The sequence below is a fragment of the Clostridium sp. CAG:221 genome (genome assembly GCA_000435835.1).
In the GTDB taxonomy this organism is placed as follows: domain Bacteria; phylum Bacillota; class Clostridia; order Clostridiales; family Clostridiaceae; genus Clostridium.
On the sequence record FR883397.1, the window covers coordinates 1 to 18,676 of the forward strand.

General features: G+C 29.6%; 17 protein-coding genes, 1 riboswitch and 1 other annotated feature. Of the genes, 3 read left to right on the forward strand and 14 right to left on the reverse strand.

Annotated elements, in window-relative coordinates; genetic code table 11:
* The 4 genes from Q5O44_RS06445 to Q5O44_RS06460 form a co-directional block, all read right to left on the reverse strand.
* Positions 1-1,059: Na+/H+ antiporter NhaC family protein (locus Q5O44_RS06445; RefSeq protein ID WP_302637514.1), on the reverse strand; the 1,059-nt coding region annotated here is incomplete at its 3' end.
* 105 nt (positions 1,060-1,164) lie between these two features.
* Positions 1,165-1,340, reverse strand: a riboswitch (Lysine riboswitch).
* Between the two features lie 67 nt (positions 1,341-1,407).
* Complete coding sequence (locus tag Q5O44_RS06450) at positions 1,408-2,664, reverse strand: aminopeptidase P family protein (protein ID WP_022167579.1); 1,257 nt, start codon at positions 2,662-2,664, stop codon at positions 1,408-1,410.
* Between the two features lie 87 nt (positions 2,665-2,751).
* Entirely contained in the window at positions 2,752-3,276 is a 525-nt protein-coding gene (locus Q5O44_RS06455; RefSeq protein WP_022167580.1) for a spore maturation protein, read from the reverse strand.
* A 12-nt stretch (positions 3,277-3,288) separates the two neighbouring features.
* Positions 3,289-3,864 (reverse strand): nucleoside recognition domain-containing protein, encoded by a 576-nt coding sequence (locus Q5O44_RS06460; protein WP_022167581.1) that lies wholly within the window; start codon positions 3,862-3,864, stop codon positions 3,289-3,291.
* Positions 3,865-4,088: 224 nt separating this feature from the next.
* Here Q5O44_RS06460 and Q5O44_RS06465 point away from each other — a divergent pair, with 224 nt between their 5' ends.
* Positions 4,089-4,274 (forward strand): hypothetical protein, encoded by a 186-nt coding sequence (locus Q5O44_RS06465; protein WP_022167582.1) that lies wholly within the window; start codon positions 4,089-4,091, stop codon positions 4,272-4,274.
* Positions 4,275-4,597: 323 nt separating this feature from the next.
* Here Q5O44_RS06465 and Q5O44_RS06470 read toward each other — a convergent pair whose 3' ends face one another.
* Both Q5O44_RS06470 and ileS read right to left on the reverse strand, forming a co-directional pair.
* A complete protein-coding gene (locus Q5O44_RS06470) occupies positions 4,598-5,596 on the reverse strand; it encodes a LacI family DNA-binding transcriptional regulator (protein WP_022167583.1) in 999 nt (332 codons plus the stop codon).
* A 138-nt stretch (positions 5,597-5,734) separates the two neighbouring features.
* Positions 5,735-8,845: an isoleucine--tRNA ligase gene (gene ileS, locus Q5O44_RS06475; RefSeq protein ID WP_022167584.1), complete on the reverse strand. Its 3,111-nt coding sequence runs from the start codon at positions 8,843-8,845 to the stop codon at positions 5,735-5,737.
* Between the two features lie 272 nt (positions 8,846-9,117).
* Positions 9,118-9,376, reverse strand: a binding site (T-box leader).
* 161 nt (positions 9,377-9,537) lie between these two features.
* On the opposite strand from ileS, the gene Q5O44_RS06480 reads away from it, so the two are divergent.
* Positions 9,538-9,759, forward strand: coding sequence for a (2Fe-2S)-binding protein (locus Q5O44_RS06480; RefSeq protein ID WP_022167585.1), 222 nt, complete (start codon positions 9,538-9,540; stop codon positions 9,757-9,759).
* A 550-nt stretch (positions 9,760-10,309) separates the two neighbouring features.
* Complete coding sequence (locus tag Q5O44_RS06485; RefSeq protein ID WP_022167586.1) at positions 10,310-10,954, forward strand: HD domain-containing protein; 645 nt, start codon at positions 10,310-10,312, stop codon at positions 10,952-10,954.
* Positions 10,955-11,103: 149 nt separating this feature from the next.
* Here the strand turns inward: Q5O44_RS06485 and Q5O44_RS06490 are convergent, their stop codons facing one another.
* The 8 genes from Q5O44_RS06490 to Q5O44_RS06525 form a co-directional block, all read right to left on the reverse strand.
* Complete coding sequence (locus Q5O44_RS06490) at positions 11,104-11,847, reverse strand: response regulator (RefSeq protein ID WP_022167587.1); 744 nt, start codon at positions 11,845-11,847, stop codon at positions 11,104-11,106.
* A 158-nt stretch (positions 11,848-12,005) separates the two neighbouring features.
* Positions 12,006-12,257: a GIY-YIG nuclease family protein gene (locus Q5O44_RS06495; RefSeq protein ID WP_022167588.1), complete on the reverse strand. Its 252-nt coding sequence runs from the start codon at positions 12,255-12,257 to the stop codon at positions 12,006-12,008.
* A gap of 33 nt (positions 12,258-12,290) precedes the next feature.
* Positions 12,291-12,644 carry a hypothetical protein gene (locus Q5O44_RS06500; RefSeq protein WP_022167589.1) on the reverse strand — a complete coding sequence of 118 codons (354 nt, stop codon included), beginning with the start codon at positions 12,642-12,644 and terminating at the stop codon, positions 12,291-12,293.
* A gap of 22 nt (positions 12,645-12,666) precedes the next feature.
* Positions 12,667-13,635: an ABC transporter ATP-binding protein gene (locus tag Q5O44_RS06505; protein ID WP_022167590.1), complete on the reverse strand. Its 969-nt coding sequence runs from the start codon at positions 13,633-13,635 to the stop codon at positions 12,667-12,669.
* The gene (locus tag Q5O44_RS06510) at positions 13,628-14,674 is read right to left on the reverse strand and encodes an ABC transporter ATP-binding protein (protein WP_022167591.1); all 1,047 of its coding nucleotides are present in this window, start codon (positions 14,672-14,674) and stop codon (positions 13,628-13,630) included. Before Q5O44_RS06510 ends, Q5O44_RS06505 begins: the two co-directional genes overlap by 8 nt.
* A gap of 13 nt (positions 14,675-14,687) precedes the next feature.
* Positions 14,688-15,605, reverse strand: coding sequence for an ABC transporter permease (locus tag Q5O44_RS06515; RefSeq protein WP_022167592.1), 918 nt, complete (start codon positions 15,603-15,605; stop codon positions 14,688-14,690).
* Between the two features lie 18 nt (positions 15,606-15,623).
* Positions 15,624-16,577: an ABC transporter permease gene (locus tag Q5O44_RS06520; RefSeq protein WP_022167593.1), complete on the reverse strand. Its 954-nt coding sequence runs from the start codon at positions 16,575-16,577 to the stop codon at positions 15,624-15,626.
* A gap of 83 nt (positions 16,578-16,660) precedes the next feature.
* Positions 16,661-18,382 (reverse strand): peptide ABC transporter substrate-binding protein, encoded by a 1,722-nt coding sequence (locus tag Q5O44_RS06525; protein WP_022167594.1) that lies wholly within the window; start codon positions 18,380-18,382, stop codon positions 16,661-16,663.
* Positions 18,383-18,676: the final 294 nt, after the last annotated feature.

Below are 18,676 nucleotides of genomic sequence, written 5' to 3' on the forward strand. Positions count from 1 at the left end.
TGATGCTGCAAAAGTTTCTAATATTGCTTTAAAAGATAATGGTGAATTTGTTATTATCGCTTTAATAGCTATATCATCACCAGCCATTATTGATGAATATCCACTATAGTAAAAAGCAACTATAGCTGAAATAATTAATGCACCTATTGGTACAATTGCATTCCAAATGCTTAGTTTTACACCTTCTTTTGGTTCTAATTCATCCATGTGAGAAGAAGTTACTGCAATTTCTTCATTAGTTAAATCTTTTAACTTTCTTGCTGATATTTCAGCTTTTCTCATTGGACCAAATTCCCTTAAAGTTATTATTGTAATCACAATAAATGCAAGTATTAATATGTTATAGAATCTATAAGGTATTGTTTGAAGGAATACTCCAAATCCACTAGCTTCAACACCTATTGATTCAAATCCTTCTGAAATTAAGCTTACTTCTAAACCAATCCAAGTTGATATTATGGCAAGACCAGCTATTGGTGCTGCTGTTGCATCAATTATAAATGCTAATCTTTCTCTTGATATTTTCATTTTATCTGCCACTGGTCTCATTATTGGACCAACAATTAATGAATTTGCATAATCATCAAAGAATACGCATATTCCTAAAAACCAAGTTATAAGCTGAGCACTTTTTGCAGTTTTTGCTTTCTTTGCTAAAGCTTCAGCAATAGCTTTTGCCCCACCCATTTTAGCAACTAAATTAATAACTCCTCCAATTACAAGAACTTGCATTACGATTCCTGCATTCCATGGATCAGATAATGAATTTAATGCTCTATCAATAAAATCTAAAAATGCTTGTGTTAAAGCTCCAAATACATTAAATCCTGTTAGATTCAAAATAAATCCACCTGATAAAACTCCAATAAATAATGAAATAACAACATTTTTAGTTATAAATGCTAATAATATTGCAACTATTGGTGGTATTAATGTAAATATTCCAAATTCCTCAGCATTACTTACTGTCAGTTCAAATTCTGATGCAAAAACAAATGTTGTTGATAACATAAATATCATCATAGTTAAACCAAAAATTTTCTTAAAATTTTTTTTCATATTTTTACCCCCTAAAATATTTTAATGAATACACTTAAGAGTAACTATCTTAAACAAAAAAAGCCTTGAGTTAACACTCAAGGCTTATAATAATCATAAAAATCCTCAAATGATAGCTCACCACAAATATAATTTGTGACAGTGATACATATATTTTATGCATCCCCAGCTATACAACCTTAAAGCATCAGTTGTATACTTCGGCAACAATTCCTTTCTTACTAAATCATAGTGCTTACCTCATTAATAATACTAATAATTATTGCGCCTCTACCCTTACGTTATTCATTTTTCAACTTCTATTATACAATTATTTTTTTATTATGCAATAGAACTTTTTAACTTTAATTAATTTATTCTATTTCTTGACATAAAATCTTCTATTTCTTCCACTGTCTTAATCATATCCTTTGTTAGGTTAATAGACCCATCTTCTGTAACAAGAATGTCATCTTCTATTCTTATACCAATTGATTCTTCTGGTATATAAAGACCTGGTTCCACTGTATAAACAATACCAGGTTCAAAAGTAAAGTTTCTATCTATTATTACATCATGAGTATCTAAACCTAAACTATGACCTATACTATGGAAATAATACTTTCTAAAATCTTTTTTATCTTCTAATAAACCTAAACTTACACAAGCCTCTCCTAATAAATCATTTGCCTTAGCATTTAGCTCAGCAGTTGTTATACCTGGCTTAATTGTATTTATTATTTCTTCATTAACCTTCAATACTGCATTATAAACTTCTTTTTGTCTTGCCGTGAACTTTCCACTTATTGGGAAAGTTCTAGAGATATCAGCATTATAATATTTATATTGTGCACCTAAATCAAAAAGAATTAAGTCTCCATCTTTCATTTCAGCATTATTATCAACATAGTGAAGAACTGTAGCATTTTTTCCTGCAGCAGCAATAGTATTAAAAGCTAAATCCTTAACACCTTTGCTCTTACAATTAAAATCAAAATATGCCTCTAATTCATATTCTTTCATTCCAGCTTTGGCATTTTTCATTAATGTCTCAACACCAGCTATAGTAATTTTTATAGCCTCTTTCATATTTTCTATTTCCTCATCACTTTTAATAAGTCTTAAAGCTGCTATAGATGCATATATGTTTCTCACTGAAACTTGAGGATATTTACTTATTATTTCCTTAGCAAATGCTTGAGAAATACTATCTACAGATTTAAATTCATCTCTTTCTAAATCTAAATATAAATTAAAATCTTCTTTAATTGAAATTACTCTATGAATATAACCTTCAAAGGCACTCTTAAACATAACTTCATCAACGCCAGCAATTTCTAAAGCTTCATTTTCTCTTAAGCTTTTTCCTATCCATTTTTCTAGTTCTAAATCTATATCTTTGATGAATAAGATACTCTTTTCTTCACCATTTATCTTACTCATTAATAAAATATGATCTGGTTCTTCAACACCAGTTAAGTAATAAAAATTTCTATTTGGTGTAAATGGATATGCTTCATCGGCAGTTTTCTTTGGTGCATTCCCTGCAAATAAAACTACAACTGAATTATCCTTAACTTTTTCTAATAGCTTGTGTCTTTTTTCTTTATAAAATTGTCCTTTCATATTTATCCTCCTCTTTTGAAATTATTTATTTTTATTATAACTAAATAAAAATACAAAGGCTATAACATTTCTACATAATTTGGAAATTCAATATATTAATAGCTTTACCATCAAAATTGCCATAATTATTGCTACCATATCTGCCATAACAGCTGCCCATACAGTATGACGTACTTTTTTTATTTTTATAGCACCAAAATATACTGTTACAGTATAAAAAATTGTTTCTGTTGTTCCCATTATTACAGATGCTACAAGCCCAATAAAGCTATCAGCACCATAATTATTTAATATATCTGTAAAGATTCCCATTGCACCACTACCAGATAAGGGCTTTATTAATACTAAAGGAACAACTTCTTTAGGTAATCCTATAATACTTGCTACAGGCGATATAAAATTATTAACAAGATCTAATAATTTAGCACTTCTAAATATATTCACTGCCACTATCATCGCTAATAAATATGGAAATATATTGACACAGACCTTTAATCCTTCTTTAGCACCTTCAACAAACCATTCGTATACTTTTCTACCTTTTATCATTCCATAAGTTATTATTATAAATACTATTATAGGTATAATACTTTTGGTTATATAATTAAACATTTTACCTCCAAATTAAAAATACTTTTGAAGAATCTTACAGCATATTACTCCGCATATAGATGCAATTGCCGTTGAAATTATTGCAGGAATTATAATCACTCCTGGATTGCTGGAGTTTGCCGTAGCTCTAATTGAAATAACAGTAGATGGTACAAGTTGTATACAAGCTGCATTTAATACTAAAAATAAACACATATCATTAGATGCCTTTTCCTTATCCTTATTTAAACGTTGCATTTCTTCCATAGCCTTTATACCAAAAGGTGTTGCTGCATTTCCAAGCCCCATCATATTTGCTGTTATATTCATTACTATAGCTCCTAAAGCTTTTTCATCTTTAGCAGCATCTTTAAATATCAATTTTAATACAGGCTTCATTATTTTCGCTAACTTTTCAGTAAATCCACTTTTTTCTGCTACCTTCATTACTCCACACCAAAAACACATTAACCCTGTAAGTCCTACAACAAATGTTACTGTACTTTCTATGGATGAAATAATATCATTAGACATATTTTCACCATTTCCAGACAAAACCCCCACCAATAAACCAAAGAAAATCATAATAAACCATATGTAGTTAATCATCTAAAAACCCCCTTAGATAATGATGAATTATGAATGATGAATTATAGAAGGTTTTAACTTAATTTCAACCTCTTAACACGAACGCCTGGCACTGTGTAATTCGTAATTCATAATTCTTAATTCATAATTAAAATATATGCCTTGCATACCTTTTTTATTAGTGCTACCATAAAGATATCAACATATATTTTATTCTATATTTTACCTATAAAGGAGATACACCAATGAAAGAAGCAAATTTAAAATTAGCACAAGAAGATATTAATGCAGCATTAGAAGCTGTAGAGGATATAGAAAAATTCATCAATGACGAATCAGTAGAAAAAGATGTTTTAAAAGAAAAATTTGTTGCTTTATCTGAAAAAGTACAACAATTAGAAAACTTATTAAAGATAGAAGGTATTCTTTAATTAAAATAATACATAATAAAAAAAGATAGATTAAAATCTATCTTTTTTTATTAATATCCGTTACTAAATGTAAATTCTTAAAATGGTTTCGACACTCTTTCATCAATTTTACCAAATAAATTCTCAACAATCATAATACCTATACATAGCTGAATGCATACTCACTTACAACTCACTTTAGTAAACGTTATCAACAATCTTGTTTTTATTCTATCATATTATTGGTAATTTTACAATATACCATTTATAATTTATAAAATCATACAAATTTAATCACTTTTTTAAATACAATCAAATAAAAAGAAACCTAAAAAGGTTCCTTTTTATTTACAACTTTCTCTTTCTATTAATTCATGGTTTAAGATAAATTCTGCTTCTTCTAATGGCTTATTATTTAATATTTTTATAAGCATTCTCATAGCAACAGACCCCATATCATAACTAGGCTGTTTAACTGTAGTTAATTTTGGATAGAAATACGATGCAACAACATTATCGTTAAATCCTATTACACTTACGTCTTCTGGAGTGTTAACTCCTTTTTCTCTTAATCCATTTATAGCACCCATAGCAATTTCATCAGATGCACATATTATTCCATCAAAATTCTTACCTGAAGCTAAGAATTTTTCTGATGCTACATATCCACTCTTAACTTTTAAGCCTTCAAAATAAACTAAATCCTCATCTACAGGGATTCCAGCTTCATTTAATGCCTTTTCATATCCAATATATCTATCTCCCCAAGCATTTGCAGAACTTTTATCAACACCTATAAAAGCAATATTTTTTATTCCTTTATCAAGAAGATGCTTTGTTGCTTCATAAGTTGCTTCAATATTATCTATATATACACTTGGAAGTCGTCCTTCCTTATCTTTTGTCTCAACTAAAACTGTCTTTAAATCTAACTCATTTATTATGTCTAATGTTTCTTCTTCTAATGACGAACTCATGTAAATAACGCCATCAACCATTTTTTCTTTTAATACTCTTAAGTAATCTTTTTCTTTATCTGAATCAAAATCAGAATTACATAAAATTACATTATAATCATATATATTTGCAACATCTTCAGCGCCTCTAACAATTTCAGGATAGAATCCACTTGATATATCTGGAACTAGTATACCGATAGTCTTAGTCTTTTGCGTCTTAAGACTTCTAGCAACTATATTAGGTCTATATCCTAATTTTTTTATTGCATCTAATACCTTTTTCTTTGTGTCTTCATTAACAACATCTATATCATTTAAAACTCTTGATACCGTAGCTATTGAAACGCCAGCTTCTCTTGCAACATCTTTTATAGATGTAGCCATAACAACATCACTCCATTTTCATAATTTTTAATTAATTTATTATACCATTAATTTGTAACATTTTCATTCCTTATATTTATATTCTCTCAAAAAAAGGTAGGAATTATAACTAATTCCTACCTTGTTTATTATTATTTATTATTTTACAACTTCCACAGCCATATTTAGCTTTTCACCATTTATTGTTGTTTCAGTATATTCTCTTTCTGCTCCAAATACTATTTCTTCAGTTAAAGTGTCTCTCTTGATAACATCAGCAAACTTCTTAATAACGTTCATTAACATTTCATTGTCTGCTACATATAACTTAATCTTATCTGCTACTTGGAATCCACTTTCTTTTCTCATGTTTTGGATCTTAGAGATCATTTCTCTAACGTGTCCTTCTTCTCTTAATTCTTCTGAAATATGAGTATCAAGAACAACACCTATAGAGCCTTCACCAGCAAAAGCATATCCTTCTAATCCTTGCATTGTTACAAGTAGATTTTCTTTATTTAATTCAATTTCAGTTCCATCTATATTAATTGTAACAACTCCACCATTTTGGATAGTTTGAGCTAATTCCATTTGGTTTCTAGCACCAATTTCTTTTCTTATTTGAGGTATCATCTTACCATAAGCTCTACCTAATACAGGAAGGTTAGGTTTAATTTCAAAGTTAACATGAGTTGAAAGGTCAGCACCAAATTCAACAGCCTTAATATTTAACTCATCAGTTATGATATCTCCATAGTATGCTGGAAGTGAATCTGTTGAAACAAGCATCTTAGATAATGGCTGTCTATTCTTAATGTTAGCACCATTTCTTGCACTTCTTCCAAGCTTAACTATCTTGTAAGCTAAGTCCATTTCAGCTTCTAAGTTTTTATCTATTGCCTTTTCATCAACTTCTGGCCATAAGCATAAGTGAACACTTTCTTCTGCTTGAGGGTCTAAGTTAACTACTAAGTTTTGATAGATTTCTTCTGTGATGAATGGAACAAATGGAGCTGCAACTTTAACTAAAGTAGTTAATACTCTATATAATGTTACATAAGCACCAATCTTATCATCTGTTAATGTTTCAGACCAGTATCTTGCTCTATTTCTTCTTACATACCAGTTAGATAATTCATCTGTGAAATCTTCTATTGCTAAAGCAGCATTAGTTATATCATATGAATTTAATTTAGCATCAACATCTTTAACTAATGTGTTTAATTTAGACATAATCCACTTATCCATTACATTATCTGATACGAAATCAGCATATTCTGTTGGGTTGAATTTATCTAAATCAGCATATAATACGTAGAATGAGTAAACATTCCATAATGTGCTTAAGAACTTTCTACCTGCTTCAGATACGTCATCTGTAGAGAATCTTGTTGGAAGCCATGGAGCACTTGCAGTGTAGAAATGCCATCTTGTAGCATCTGCACCTTCACTACCTAATACTTCAAATGGATCAACAACGTTACCCTTAGACTTAGACATCTTTAAGCCCTTCTTATCAAGAACGTGACCTAAAACTATACAGTTTTCAAATGGGTTTCTATCAAATACAGCAGTTGAAATTGCAAGTAATGTATAGAACCATCCTCTTGTTTGGTCAACAGCTTCTGAAATGAATTGAGCTGGGTAGTTTTGTTCAAATAATTCTTTATTTTCAAATGGATAATGTAATTGAGCAAATGGCATTGATCCTGAATCGAACCAGCAGTCAATAACTTCTTTAACTCTTTCCATTTCCTTACCACATTCTGGACAGTTTAAGTGAACTGCATCTATATATGGTTTGTGTAATTCTATATCTTCTGGAACATTTATACCTTTGTTCTTTAACTCTTCAATACTTCCAATACATTCTTTATGTCCGCATTCACATTCCCAAATTGGAAGTGGAGTTCCCCAGTATCTATCTCTTGAAATACCCCAGTCAATAACATTTTCTAAGAACTTACCAAATCTACCTGTTCTTATGTTATCTGGATACCAGTTGATTTTATTATTGTTTTCTATAAGCTTATCTCTTAATGTTGTCATTGCAACAAACCAGCTTTCCTTTGGATAGTAAAGAAGTGGTGTGTCACATCTCCAACAGTGTGGATATGAGTGTAAGTGCTTTTCAGCCTTGAATAACTTGTTGTTTTCTTCAAGCCATTTACAAATGCTTTCGTCACATTTCTTAACGAACTTACCAGCCCATGGAGTTACTTCTTCCACGAACTTACCTTCTTTATCAACTAAGTTGATGAAAGTAATTCCGTTAGCTTTAGCAACTAAGCTATCATCTTCACCGTAAGCAGGTGCAATATGAACTACACCAGTACCATCTGATAATGTTACATAATCACCGTGGATTACTTCGAAAGCTTTTCCTTCAACTTTTCCAAATGGCATTAATTGTTCATACTTAGTTCCAAGTAATTCAGTTCCAGGGAATTCTCTAACTAATTCAAAGTCTTCTCCTAAAACCTTTGGAGCTAAATCTTTAGCTAATATTAATATCTCATCGTTAACTTTTGCTTCAATGTAAGTATAAGCTTTGTTAATACATAAAGCTAAGTTTGATGGTAATGTCCAAGGAGTTGTTGTCCATGCTAAGATATATTTATTATCTTCATCTGCAACTTTAAATTTAGCAACTGCAGTTAAGTCTTTAACATCTTTGTATCCTTGAGCAACTTCGTGTGAAGATAATGCAGTTCCACATCTTGGACAGTATGGCATTACTTTGTGTCCTTCATATAAAAGACCTTTATCCCACATTTGCTTTAATGCCCACCATACTGATTCAATGTATGGATTATGGTAAGTTACATATGGATTTTCCATGTCAACCCAGTAACCTATTTGCTCAGTCATCTTTTCCCACATGCTAACATATGTGAAAACACTTTCTTTACATTCTTTAACGAATTTTTCTACTCCGTATTCCTCGATTTGTTCTTTTCCTGAAATACCAAGTTTCTTTTCTATTTCAAGCTCAACTGGAAGACCGTGAGTATCCCAACCTGCTTTTCTTATAACTTTATATCCCTTCATAACTTTGTATCTTGGGATAATATCTTTCATAACTCTTGTTAAGATATGTCCTATATGTGGCTTTCCATTTGCTGTTGGAGGTCCATCATAAAATGTGAAATATTCACCATCTTGATTCATATCAAAGTTTTTCTTTATTACATTTCTTGCATTCCAAAGGTTTGCAATTTCTTTTTCCATTCCCACAAAACCTTGTGGCAATTCAACTTTCTTGTACATAAGATTCTCCTCTCCATATTGTTATATAAAACCAAAATTTCTTTTGGATTACTCACTTAATTATTTATTACTTAGTATTAACTTTAATTTAGTAATATAATCTAAAAGCGACACTTTAAAGTTAAATTATGAATGATGAGTGATGAATTAAGGAATAAACTCACAGAGTTTAGAAAAATATATTTCTTAGAAACTCTTTGAGTTTCATCCTTAATTCATAATTCGTAATTCATAATTCTTCATTATTTTTGATAAAAAAAAAGCCTCATCCATAAAAGGACGAAGTTTCACTTTCGTTATACCACCTATTATTAAAAGACTCTAAAATATTATAAAAATTAAGTCTCTATTTTCAGATACTATCATATCCTAATCTTTAACGCAGATATACGGGATAAACTTAATTACAATTACTTGCTTTCGGCCTCCAACTCCTAGGTGATTTTCCTTATACTATCTTGTGATTTTACACCAACCAATCACTCTCTTAAAAGATACCATATAAGTACTTTTCCTAATCATAGTTATTACACTAATTATATTATACTATTTTATTCATTGTCAATTAACTATGTTCACATTATTTTATATCTTTTATACAAATAATAATTATTACTTAATATTGACTACCATGTTTAAAAGTGTTTTAATTTTAATAAAGATAAATTTAAAATTTAGGAGACTTTATATATATGGAAAATGATGAATTAAGACAACAAGTTTTAGATAAAATGACAAAGACATGTCCTTGTAGAGTTGTTACAAGAGCTAGAATAAAAGAAGCTATCAGAAATGGTGCTCACACTGTAGAAGCTGTTGCTAAAGAAACTGGAGCAACTACAGGAAGCTGTAAAGGCTGCAGATGTAGATCTAAAATTCAAGAATTAATCACAGAGCACTTAGATTCAATGTAATAATAAAAGGAACAATCAATAATAGGATTGTTCCTTTTATTATTACATTGAATTAGTTAAGTCGAGCATATCTCTAGTTAAGACGCCTTCGGCTAGTTAAGAATTAACGCTTCGCTAATTAAGGATGAAACTCCTAAGGGAGTTTCTTAAACATATATTTAAAAGAATTTCGTGGAAATTCTCACCTTAATTTTTCATATGCTTGAATTTGAAAATTTAACTAGCTTATAAGCAAAGCAATATAAGCGTTTCATTAGCCATTTATGGCGACTTAATTAAGTGCATAAGTGCAACGATATGCACTGTTTAACTGAATTACAGTCATTTATAGCGACTTAAACAATTATAAGTGATAAACTTAGATAATGATGAATGATGAGTGATGAATGATGAATTTAGGAATAAATTCCTTAAGGGGAGTTTAGAAAATATATTTTGTATAAACTCACAGAGTTTAGAAAAATATAATTTTCAGAAATTCTGTAAGAATTTCATCATTAATTCATAATTCTTAATTCATCATTCATAATTAAACTTGTGGGGTGATTAAGTGGATAATAATTTATTAATAGAAAAGACGAAAGAGTTTGTAAAAGAAAAGTGCTATGGTGAAGGTAGTGGACATGATTGGTATCATATTTATAGAGTACATAACACTGCTAAATTTATAGCTGAAAAAGAAGGTGGAGATTTATTTATTATTGAAATGACAGCCTTATTACATGATATAGATGATTGGAAGTTTTCTGAAGGTACTGAAACTGATACAACAGTTACAGAAAAGTTTCTTCATTCTTTAAATATTTCTCAGGAAATAATATACAAAATAATTACTATAATTAAAACAATGTCTTTTAAAGGCGGTGTAGTAGATTCTTCTCAAAATACCATTGAAGGAATGATTGTTCAAGATGCCGATAGACTTGATGCCATTGGTGCCATTGGCATTGCTAGAACTTTTGCTTATGGCGGCAGTAAAAATAGAGTAATCTATGATCCAACTATAAAACCAATGGATTTTTCTACATTAGAACAAGTTAAAAATGCAGAAAATCATACCATAAATCATTTTTATGAAAAACTGCTTAAACTTAAAGATTTAATGAATACACCTACAGGTAAAACCTTGGCAGAAAAAAGACATAAGTTTATGGAAAATTTCTTAGATGAGTTCTATGAAGAATGGAACCTTTAATAATGATGAACTTTGATAATGATGAATGATGAGTGATGAATGATGAATTGAGGTATAAACTCACAGAGTTTAGAAAAATATAATTTTCAGAAATTCTGTAAGAATTTCATCATTAATTCATCATTCTTAATTCATAATTCATCATTTTACTAATGTAGTTTTCTAACGAATGATTTTAGTTTAGCAATAAATACTTTTTCTTCTATTGGTTTAACTATAATATCATCTGCTCCACTATCTATTACATCTGCTAGCAGATTTGGATTATTTAAAGATGTTACAGCAAAAATTAATGCATCTTTATTTTTTTCTCTTAGTTCTGTAATAATATTTTTTCCAAACTCATCTTGTAGAACTAAATCTACAAGGTATATATCATAATTCTTTTTACTTTCTGCCAGTTCAATTCCTGATGCGAAATATCTCACTGATTTTATTTTATATCTATCAAATATATCTTTTAAATGTAGTCTTGAAAAATGGCTGTCTTCTATTACTGCAATATCTTTTTCTTTTAATATCTCTAAATACTTATCTAACTTAAATATATTATCTATATATTTTATTAACGCTTCATCAACATCTTCTTTATCTATATATTGAATAACGCCTAGATTCATAAACTGTTGCATATTTGCATTTAATTTGTTACCTGATAAAATACAAACAGGAATATTCTGATATGAATAAGTTACCTCTTTAATAAACTCTTCACAAGTCATACCATTTCCTTCAAAAGAACTAATAATTAAATCCACATCAAACTCTTCTAATAAAATCAAAGCTTCATTATAGCTATCTGTACATAAATATTCATATTCACTATCATTAAATTTCTCTTTTATAAATTCAACAAAAAAAGTACTTGGCTCAATATGTAAAATCGTCTTCATTTTAATTCTTGCTAGAACACACTATTCCAGCCGCCTCCTCTTTCCATAATAATTTGTTATATACTTATTTATTCGTACATCTTAATTAGTTACTAAATATATTTTAAAATTAATTTGTACTTTGAAATTATTTTTTAAATAAAAAAGATGGAAATGAGTTAATTTTCATTTCCATCTTTTATAAGCCTAAGCTTTTCTTCTCTACTTAATTGCTTTATTGCATATTCTCTTTTCATTGCTAACTTTTTATCATGAAACTTTTCAAAATATACTAGCTTCACTGGAAGCCTTCCCCTTGTATATTTTGCTCCCTTTCCACTGGAATGAACCTTGATCCTTTTCTCCAAATCATTTGTCCACCCTGTATATAAGGTATTATCACAACATTCTAATATATATACATAATTCATTTACTATCATTCCTAAATTAATTAATATATACATTATAACTTATAAAATAAAAACCAATCAATAATTCCTCCACAAAGCAATATAATTATACTTGAAAATATTAATACTACTTTGTATGAAAATACTTTAAACTTTTCTTTCCATTGATCAATATATTTTAATGGAGATTCTGATTTTTTTTTAATAATAAGTATAGCTGATAATAATAATCCAAAGGATCCTGTAATTAAAAGTGCTGAACGAATAACTTCTATTGTAGTTTTTATATTACCTTTATTAACTAATAATGCAATTAATCCTATAACTATAGCTATTCCTATAGATATTATTCCTCCAAGTATTAAAGTTTTCATTAAATCTCTTAGCAAACATACTAGCCTTTTCATTTGTACCACCTATTAATTAATATTATTCATATAAATGGCACGCAACAAAATGCCCTTTTTCAACTTCTTTAAATAAAGGAGCTTCTTTCTTACAAATATCCATGCATTTACTACATCTTCCTTGGAACTTACATCCTGGTGGTGTATTTATTGGACTTGGCACATCACCTTCCAGCATTATTCTTTGTCTGCTTTCCTCAACATCAGGATCTGCTATTGGAATAGCTGACATTAAAGCTTCTGTATATGGATGTTTAGGACTACTATATAATACTTCTGATTCAGCAAGCTCAACCATACTTCCTAAGTACATAACTGCAACTCTATCTGAAATATGTTTAACCATAGATAAGTCATGAGCTATAAAAAGATAAGTTAATCCTAATTCCTTTTGTAATTTAATTAAAAGGTTGGCAACTTGTGCTTGAATAGATACATCTAGTGCAGAAATAGGTTCATCACAAAGTATAAACTTTGGTTCAACAGCTAATGCTCTTGCAATACCTATTCTTTGTCTTTGTCCACCTGAAAACTCATGAACAAATCTATTTGCATGTTCTCTATTTAAACCAACTTGATCTAATAATTCATAAACTCTTCTAGTTCTATCTTCCTTATCTTTTGCTAATCCATGAATATCAATACCTTCTGCAATAATATCTGCAACTGTCATTCTTGGATTTAAAGAAGCATATGGATCCTGGAAAATAATTTGAACTTCTTTTGTAAAGTCTCTTTTAGCTTTTCCCTTTAAACCATGTACTGGTTTTCCTTTATATAAAACTTCTCCATCAGTTTTATCATACATTCCAATTACAGTTCTACCACAAGTAGTTTTACCACACCCAGACTCTCCAACTAGTCCTAATGTTTCTCCTTCTTTAATGGCAAATGAAACATTATCAACTGCTTTTAGAATATCTTTATTTCCAACTTTAAAATATTTTTTTAAATTTTTTACTTCTAAAATTACATTTCCTTCATTAGCCATTTTTTCTTTCCTCCATAATTTTGTCTAAAATACCATTTGGGAGTTCTTCGCTGTATAACCAACATTTAGCAGCATGCCCACCTTCAAACGAATATGATTTAGGTTCTTCTTCTAAACAAATATTCATACAGTACTTGCAACGAGCTGCAAAAGCACATCCCTTTGGTGGTGCAATAAGATCTGGAGGTGTTCCTTTAATTGTATCTAAAACTTGCTTTTCTTTCCATTCTAATTTAGGAACTGAATTTAAAAGTGCCCATGTATAAGGATGTTTTGGATTATAGAAAATATCTCTCTTTTCACCTTTTTCAATTATTTGTCCTGCATACATAACAGCAATTTTATCCGCCATGCCTGCAACAACTCCGAAATCATGAGTTATTAATATTACAGCTGTATTTAATCTTTCTTTTAATTCATTTATAAGTTCTAATATTTGAGCTTGGATAGTAACATCAAGAGCTGTAGTTGGCTCATCTGCAATTAATATCTTTGGCTCACATGCCACAGCTATAGCAATCATTGCTCTTTGTCTCATTCCACCTGAAAATTCATGTGGATATTGATCTACTCTTTTTTCAGCATTAGGGATTCCTACTGCTTCTAATATTTTTATTGCTTCAGCTCTGGCAGTCTTTTTATCCATATTTCTATGTATAATAAGATTTTCCATTATTTGTTTTCCAACTTTCATTGTTGGATTTAGAGATGTAAGTGCATCTTGGAATATCATTGCACACTCTCCACCTCTAAATTCTCTTATTTTCTTTTTGTCATAGTCTAATATATTTTCACCGTTATAAAGTATTTTACTACCTTTTTTTATTTCACCTTGTGGCCCTTGAATTAATGACATAACTGCTCTTGAAGTAACACTTTTTCCACAACCTGACTCACCAACAATAGCTAATACTTGGCCTCTATCTACATCAAAAGAAACTCCTCTAACTGATTGAACTTCTCCTGCATAAGTATGATATGAAACTCTTAAGTTTTCTACATCAAGAATTGGTCTTTTTTCATTAACTGTATTTTCCATAGTTTCGTACCTCCTATTGTCTTAGCTTTGGATCTAACGCATCTCTTAACCCATCTCCTAAAATGTTAAATGATAATATAATTAAACATAAAACAATTGTAGGGAATAGTAATTGATATGGATAGAATGCCATAGCCTGTTGCCCTGCTGATAAAAGTGAACCTAAACTAAATGCTGGTATGCTTAATCCTAATCCTAAGAATGAAAGTGTTGTTTCATATACTATAACTGATGGAATAGTTGAAGCAACATCTAATATTATTAACCCAATGGTATTAGGTAATAGATGCTTTATTATTATTCTAATTGGTGAAGCTCCTAAAGCTTCTGCAGCTAAAACATATTCACTTTCTCTTAATTGAAGGATTTGTCCCCTTATCATTCTGGCAGTCCCAGTCCATGCTGTTATACATAATGCAATCATTAATTGATAATAACCATTTCCTAAAACAACAAGAATTAATAATGTTAAAATTAATGATGGAATACTATTTAATACTTCAACAATTCTCATCATTATTTCATCAACAATACCACCTGTGTAAGCTGCTATACCTCCATATAAACAACCTATAACTATATCAATAATAGTTGCCACTATTGCTATACTTATTGAAACTCTTGCACCAATCCAAACTCTTGTAAACAAATCTCTTCCCATTCCATCACTACCAAACCAAAATTCTGAATTTGGTGATAAATTTTTCTTTGATGTTACAACTGTTTCATAATCCATATTTCTTATTATTGGTGCTAAAACCGACATTAATATAAGTCCAATTAATACAAATAAAGCTCCCATAGCCACTGGATTTTTCTTAAGCCTTCTCCATGCATCTTTCCAATAACTTATATTAGGTCTTACAACAACTTCACTATTTAATTTTGATGAATCAACTAATTCAAATCTACTATCCTTTATCTTTTCCATTAAGTATCTCTCCTCTTCCTACTTAACTAATCTTATACGTGGATCTACAACTGTGTATAAAATATCAGATATAAAAATTGCTATAATATAAATTGCAGCATATAAAAGTGTTAATCCCATTAATATAGGAACATCTCTATCAGTAGTTGCTTGAATAAAGTATTGTCCTGCTCCTGGAATAGCAAATACTCTTTCAATAAAGAATGATCCAGAAATTACTCCTGAAATAGCTACTGGTAAAACTGTTATTATTGGAATAAATGAGTTTCTAAATACGTGTTTTCTTACAATTGCAAATTCAGATAATCCTTTAGATCTTGCTGTTAATGTATATTCTTGATTTATACTATCAAGCATACTTGTTTTCATTAATCTTGTATAATAAGCTAAATATGTTCCTGCTCCTGCCAATGTTGGTAATATAGTATATTTCCAACCTCCAAATAATAATTCATCACCTTTTGGCCATCCTATAATAGGTAAATTAAATATTGCTCCTTTAGCCATATATTTTTGTAGCAGTAATGATAAAACTAGCGGCGGTACAGACGCAAATAGCATTGCTCCTACAAGAATTATGTAATCTACAATCTTTCCTCTATTCATTGCTGCGATAATACCTAAAAGAAGGCCTAATGTAACTCCCACTAAAATTTGTTGAATTCCTAGTCTTGCAGATACAGGCATTTTAGCTTTTACTATACTTGAAACTGTATCTCCTGCACGTACTATTGATTCACCAAATTCTTGATTAACGATATAATTTTTTAAAGTAATAAAGTATCTTTCAACTATTGGTTTATCATATCCATATTTTTCAATAACAACTTGTTTAGTTGCTTCCGGAAGTTTTTGAATCTTCTTATCTATAGCTGTTCCTGGAATTGCTCCTAAAAGAAAGAACGTTGCTGTTCCAATTAAGAAAAGAGTAATAATCATTTCAAAAAATCTTCTAGTAATATATTTTCCCATGTCTGTTGCTCCTTTTTTATTTTAAGTAATGCACATCAACAAACTGTCGATGTGCATTAACAAAACTGCAGTAAATTTACTTATTATTTTCCTTGAATGTAAGCCCATTTAAATTCATATTTTGAACCAAATGAAGGGAATTGCATTCCTTTTACATAGTTTTGCACAAATGAATTTTTATCAGTATAGTATACTGGTGAAATAACTGCATCTTCATCAATTAATTTATTTTCTAAGTTTTCATATATTTCTTTTCTTTCAGTTTCATCTGTTACACCAGATAAAGAAGCTAATAATTCATCATACTCTGCACTAGCATATCCTGAATGGTTATTTCCACCATTTGATTCCCAAATATCTAAAAATGTCATTGGATCATCATAATCTGCTGACCAACCAGTCATTGTAAAATCATACTCTAATTTATCCATTGTATTTAAGAAGATACCCCAGTCACTTTGAGTTTCTACTTCAATATTAATTCCTAAATTACCACTTATTTGTTGTGCTAACCATTCTGCTCTTTGTTTTTGTAACTCTGAATCACCTTGACATAAATAAGTTAAAGTGTATTTGCTTAAATCATCTGTTTGTAATCCTAATTCTTTTAAACCTTCTTTAAATAATTCTTGAAGTTTTTCTGGATTATTTACATAAGTTTTAGCATCATCAGCTAAAGGTTCTTCAACTTGATCTCTGTATTTTTCATCTCCAAGATTAATAGCTGTTGGAACTATTCCATAAGCAGATTTATATCTACCAACTAATTCATCAGTATAAACATCTCTATCTATTGATAAACCAATTGCTTTTCTTATTTTTGCATTACCTAATATTCCATCAGAAGTCTTACTTGTTTGATTGAAGTATAAGTAGAATGCTCCTGGCTCATCTCCTGTTACCATTTGGAATTCACCAGCTTCTGCTTGTTCTCTCCATTTATCTAAGTAATCAGTTTGAGCTCCACTGATATCTAATTCTTGACCTTCAAATAATTGAGCTTGAGTAGCAAACTCTTTAACATTTGTCATGTTAATTTTTTCTAACTTAACTGTATCAGCATCCCAATAAGTATCGTTCTTAACTAATACCATTGAGTTTCCGTTATCCCAGCTTTCTATTTTAAATGGTCCATTGTATACAGTGTCATTTACTTCACTAGCATACTTGTCCCCTAATTTTTCAACTACATCTAATCTAATTGGATTAAATGATGAATATGAAATTTTAGAAATAATGTATGGAACTACTGTCTTTAATTTTATTTCTAATGTGTAATCATCAACAGCTTTTACACCTACAGCATCAGCTGATCCTCCAGCTGTGTTATATTCTTCTGCTCCTTCAATGTCATAAGCTAAGAAAGCATATGCAAAACCATTATCAGGATTTAATATTCTCATAAATGAATCAACATAATGTTGTGCTACTACTGGTTCACCATCTGACCATTTTGCATCTTTTCTTAATTTAAAAGTCCAAGTTAAACCATCTTCTGAAGTTTCCCAACTTTCAGCTCCAGCTGGTTGTAATTCACTTGTTCCATCTTCATTAGTATAAACTCTAACTAGTCCTTCTTGTACAGCATTAAGAATTGTTGAACTTTCACTATCTGTACAATCATTTTGATCTAATGTTGCAACATTAAAATAAATTGTGTTTAACACTTGTTCATCATCAATATCACTTGAGCTACTTGAACTGTTTGATCCTCCATTTCCCTCTGACTTACTACCACAACCTACAAGAGCTGTAACAACTAATGAACTTGCAAGTAATAATGATAAAATACGTTTTTTGCTCATAAATATACCCCCCATTAATTTAAATATATAGTAAAAAGTCATATATGCACTGTGATACTACAATATATTACCTTTTTTCCATTTTTAATTATTTGTATTTATTTTTTTACTTATTTGGTAATATTTTATATCCGCTTTATTAACTTGTCAATATTTTTCTTTATATGTTAATAATCTATTATCTCTTGGCATGATTATATTATTATTTATCAATAATTCTTTATTAACTCTTTAAAATTTTGTAGATATTTTTATAAATTTAATAATATTATTTTTATATTTTTTACTTTAATT

Coding starts and splice junctions, on each gene's coding strand:
- Q5O44_RS06450 (WP_022167579.1), bottom strand. CDS start 2,664: ATGAAAGGACAATTTTATAAAGAAAAAAGACACAAGCTATTAGAAAAA.
- Q5O44_RS06455 (WP_022167580.1), bottom strand. CDS start 3,276: ATGTTTAATTATATAACCAAAAGTATTATACCTATAATAGTATTTATA.
- Q5O44_RS06460 (WP_022167581.1), bottom strand. CDS start 3,864: ATGATTAACTACATATGGTTTATTATGATTTTCTTTGGTTTATTGGTG.
- Q5O44_RS06465 (WP_022167582.1), top strand. CDS start 4,089: ATGAAAGAAGCAAATTTAAAATTAGCACAAGAAGATATTAATGCAGCA.
- Q5O44_RS06470 (WP_022167583.1), bottom strand. CDS start 5,596: ATGGCTACATCTATAAAAGATGTTGCAAGAGAAGCTGGCGTTTCAATA.
- ileS (WP_022167584.1), bottom strand. CDS start 8,845: ATGTACAAGAAAGTTGAATTGCCACAAGGTTTTGTGGGAATGGAAAAA.
- Q5O44_RS06480 (WP_022167585.1), top strand. CDS start 9,538: ATGGAAAATGATGAATTAAGACAACAAGTTTTAGATAAAATGACAAAG.
- Q5O44_RS06490 (WP_022167587.1), bottom strand. CDS start 11,847: ATGAAGACGATTTTACATATTGAGCCAAGTACTTTTTTTGTTGAATTT.
- Q5O44_RS06495 (WP_022167588.1), bottom strand. CDS start 12,257: ATGAATTATGTATATATATTAGAATGTTGTGATAATACCTTATATACA.
- Q5O44_RS06500 (WP_022167589.1), bottom strand. CDS start 12,644: ATGAAAAGGCTAGTATGTTTGCTAAGAGATTTAATGAAAACTTTAATA.
- Q5O44_RS06505 (WP_022167590.1), bottom strand. CDS start 13,635: ATGGCTAATGAAGGAAATGTAATTTTAGAAGTAAAAAATTTAAAAAAA.
- Q5O44_RS06510 (WP_022167591.1), bottom strand. CDS start 14,674: ATGGAAAATACAGTTAATGAAAAAAGACCAATTCTTGATGTAGAAAAC.
- Q5O44_RS06515 (WP_022167592.1), bottom strand. CDS start 15,605: ATGGAAAAGATAAAGGATAGTAGATTTGAATTAGTTGATTCATCAAAA.
- Q5O44_RS06520 (WP_022167593.1), bottom strand. CDS start 16,577: ATGGGAAAATATATTACTAGAAGATTTTTTGAAATGATTATTACTCTT.
- Q5O44_RS06525 (WP_022167594.1), bottom strand. CDS start 18,382: ATGAGCAAAAAACGTATTTTATCATTATTACTTGCAAGTTCATTAGTT.